The organism is Streptomyces sp. NPDC057694 (assembly GCF_042799415.1).
In the GTDB taxonomy this organism is placed as follows: Bacteria; Actinomycetota; Actinomycetes; order Streptomycetales; family Streptomycetaceae; genus Streptomyces.
Window position 1 is genome coordinate 1 of record NZ_JBHVIX010000058.1, and the last position, 3,625, is coordinate 3,625.

Sequence of the window (3,625 nt, forward strand, 5' to 3'; positions counted from 1 at the left end):
GCTTGGCGGATGACGCGTTGCTGGGAGGGGCCGTTGGGGGCGGTGAGGCCGTTGGAGGCACCGTCCTGGTTGACCGCGCTGCCGCGAACGACCGCCAGGACCCGATGCCCCAGGCGCTCGGCGTCGGAGAGGCGCTCCACGAGAAGCATGCCCACGCCCTCGCTGAAGCCGGCGCCGTCCGCGCCCGCACCGAACGCCTTGCAGCGGGCGTCGGGCGACACGGCGCGCTGACGGCTGAACTCCAGGAACATCTCGATCGACGACATGACGGTGACGCCGCCGACCAGCGCGAGCGAGCACTCGCCCTGCCGGATCGCCTGCATGGCGAGGTGGAGGGCGACCAGCGACGAGGAGCAGGCGGTGTCGACGGTGACCGCCGGTCCCTCCAGCCCGAAGGTGTACGAGAGGCGGCCGGTCGCGATGCTGCCCGCGCTGCCGTTGCCGACGTACCCCTCGACGCCCTCCGGCACCGAGCCCGCGGCGAGCCGCGCGCCGTAGTCGTGGTACATGACGCCGGCGAAGACGCCGGTGCGGCTGCCGCGCAGGGTGGCCGGGTCGATGCCCGCCCGCTCGAAGGCCTCCCACGACGTCTCCAGCAGCAGCCGTTGCTGGGGGTCCATGGCCAGGGCCTCGCGCGGGGAGATCCCGAAGAACTCCGGGTCGAACTCGGCCGCGTTCCGCAAGAACCCACCCTCACGGGAGTAGATCCGTCCGGGCACGCCCGGTGCCGGGTCGTAGAGGCCCTCGATGTCCCAGCCCCGGTCACCGGGCATGACGTCGATAGCGTCCCGGCCCTCGGCGACCAACCGCCACAGGTCTTCCGGGGACACCACGTCGCCAGGGAACCGGCAGCTCATGCCGATGATCGCCATGGGCTCGTCGGCACCGGCCGGGGCGGTCGGCCTGGCGGCAGAGGTGGTGCCGGCTCCGGTGGCTGTGGTGGCTCCGCCGAGCTCGGACCACAGCAGGCGGACGACGGCTGCGGCGTTCGGATGGTCGAAGACGAGGGTGGCGGGCAGGCGCAGCCCGGTGGCGGCGCCGAGCCGGTTGCGCAGTTCCACTGCCGTCAGCGAGTCGAACCCGAGGTCCTTGAAGGCGCGTTCGGGCTGGATCGCGTCGGGCGAGGCGTGGCCGAGCACGGCGGCGACCTCGTCGCGGACCACGCCGAGCAGGAACTCCTCCCGCCGGTCCGCGGGCTGCGCGGCGAGCCGCCGGCCGAGGTCGCCGCCGTCGGCCGAGGCAGCACCCGCACCGGCCGCCTGCCGGTGCACGCGCCGCGGGACCAGGGAACTCAGCAGCACGGGTACCACGGAGTCTGCCGCGTGCCGCCGCAGCGCCGGGAGATCCAGCCGTACGGGAAGCAGGAACGGCTCGTCGGCGCCGGTGGCCGCGTCGAGGAGGGTCAGGGCCTGCGAGGTCTCCAGAGCGGAGACGCCGAGCCGGGCCAGCCGGTTCAGGTCGGTGTCGCCGAGCCCGCCCGTCATGGTGCTGGTTTCCGCCCACAGGCCCCACGCCAGCGACTGACCGGGCAGACCCTCGGCGCGCCGTGCGTGCGCGAGGGCGTCGAGGAAGGTGTTGGCGGCGGCGTAGTTGGCCTGTCCGGCGTTGCCGAGAGTGCCGGCACCGGCGGAGAACAGGACGAAGGCCGTCAGGCCGTGGTCCCGGGTGAGTTCGTGCAGGTTCCAGGCGGCATCGACCTTGGGCCGCAGCACCGTGTCGAGACGGGACTCGTCCAGGGATTCCAGAATGCCGTCGTCGAGGACACCGGCGGCGTGGACGACCGCGGTGAGACGCCGTCCGGCGAGTGCGTGGGCCAGGGCGTCGCGGTCGGCGGCGTCGCAGGCGAGCACCTCCACGGTCGCCCCGAGGCCGGCCAGATCGGCTTCGAGTTGGTTCATGCCGTCGGCGGCACGGCCGCGCCGGCTCACCAGGACCAGGTGCCGGACACCATGGGTGGTGACGAGGTGGCGGGCGACGATGCCGCCCAGGGTCCCGGAAGCACCGGTGATCAGTACCGGACCGTCACCGAACCCCGCAGCAGCGTCCACGGACGTGGACGGGGTGGGTGCGGGTGCCAGACGCGGGACGCGGATACCACCGTCACGCAGGGCCCATTGGGGTTCGCCGGTCGCGAGCCCGGCGGCAAGCGCGGTGGCAAGTTGGTGTGCTTCGGCGTCGTGGGGGAGGTCGGCGAGGACGAAGCGTCCGGGGTGCTCGGCCTGGGCCGCACGGACCAGACCCCACACCGGCGCGACACGCACATCAACCGGTCCATCACCAGGAACGGCAACCGCGCCGCGAGTGACCACGACCAGCCGCGCATCGGCCAGCCGCTCATCGGCCACCCACCGCTGCACCACACCCAGCACATCACCCAACCGCGCCCGCACCGCATCGGGAACCTCGCCCGCACCCGCCGGGCACTCCACCACGACGGTGCCGGGAAGTTCCTGCGAGGAAGCGATCAACGCATCCAGGTCCGCGAACGCGAGACCACCCTCACTCAAAGACGAGTCCCCCAACACAGCCCACGGCCCGCCGTCGGCCGAGCCGTCACCCGCCGCGGCCGCCACCCACTCCAACCGCAGCAGCGAGCCGTCGTCTCCCGCGCTCGCGGCCGCGGCCGCGAGCTGCTCCTCGGACACCTCTCGCGTCACCAGCATGTCCACCGAGGCCACCGGAGCACCGGCGGCGTCCGCCACGTCGAGCGTCACCGTCGTCGGATCACCGGCGACGGGCGCCATACGTACACGCAAGGTCGTCGCGCCCACAGCGTGCAGGGAGAACCCACGCCACGAGAACGGCAGTCGGTTGCCGGCGGCATCGTCGCCCGCGGGCGCGAAGAGCGTGAGCAGCCCGGACTGGAGCCCCGCGTCCAAGAGCGCGGGATGCAGTCCGAACTCCCCTGTCTTGGAGGCGAGTTCCTCGGGAAGAGCGACCTCGGCGAACACCTCGTCCCCACGACGCCACACGCTGCGCAGGCCCTGGAAGGCCGGGCCGTACTCGTAGCCGCGACCGGCCATCGTCTCGTAGAAGCCGTCGGTGTCGAGGGCCTCGGCGTCCCGCGGCGGCCACTCGGCGAGCGCGCTTCCGCCACCGGCAGATCCACCGCCCCCCGTCGATTCACCGCCACCTGGCGCCACCGTGCCCGTCCCGTGCAGTGACCACGGTCCGTCCGCACCCGGCTCCTCCGGCCGCGAGTAGACGTCCAGGCTGCGCACCCCCCGGTCATCGGCGGTACCGACGACGACCTGGACCTGGACCGCGCCCTCGGGAGGCAGTACGAGCGGAGCCTGGAGCGTGAGCTCCTCCACGCGTCCGCAGCCGACTTCGTCGCCCGCGCGGACGGCGAGTTCGAGCAGTCCGGTGCCCGGTACGAGGACGACACCACGCACGGCGTGATCAGCGAGCCACGGGTGCGTGGCGAGCGAGAGCCTGCCGGTCAGAACGGTGCCGCCGCCGCCCGCGAGAGCGACCGACGCCCCGAGCAGCCCGTGCCCGGCAGCGCTCAGCCCTGTTGTTGTGGGGTCGGTGGTGTCGAGCCAGTAGCGCTGGTGTTGGAAGGCGTAGGTGGGCAGGGGTGTGGTGTTGGTGGTGGGGGTGAGTTGGGACCAGTTGATGGTGA

At 72.8% G+C, this 3,625-nt stretch carries 1 protein-coding gene; it reads right to left on the reverse strand.

Annotated elements, in window-relative coordinates; genetic code table 11:
• Positions 1–3,625 (reverse strand): type I polyketide synthase (locus tag ACFVDP_RS43835; RefSeq protein ID WP_383503430.1); only part of this gene is annotated, 3,625 nt, incomplete at both ends.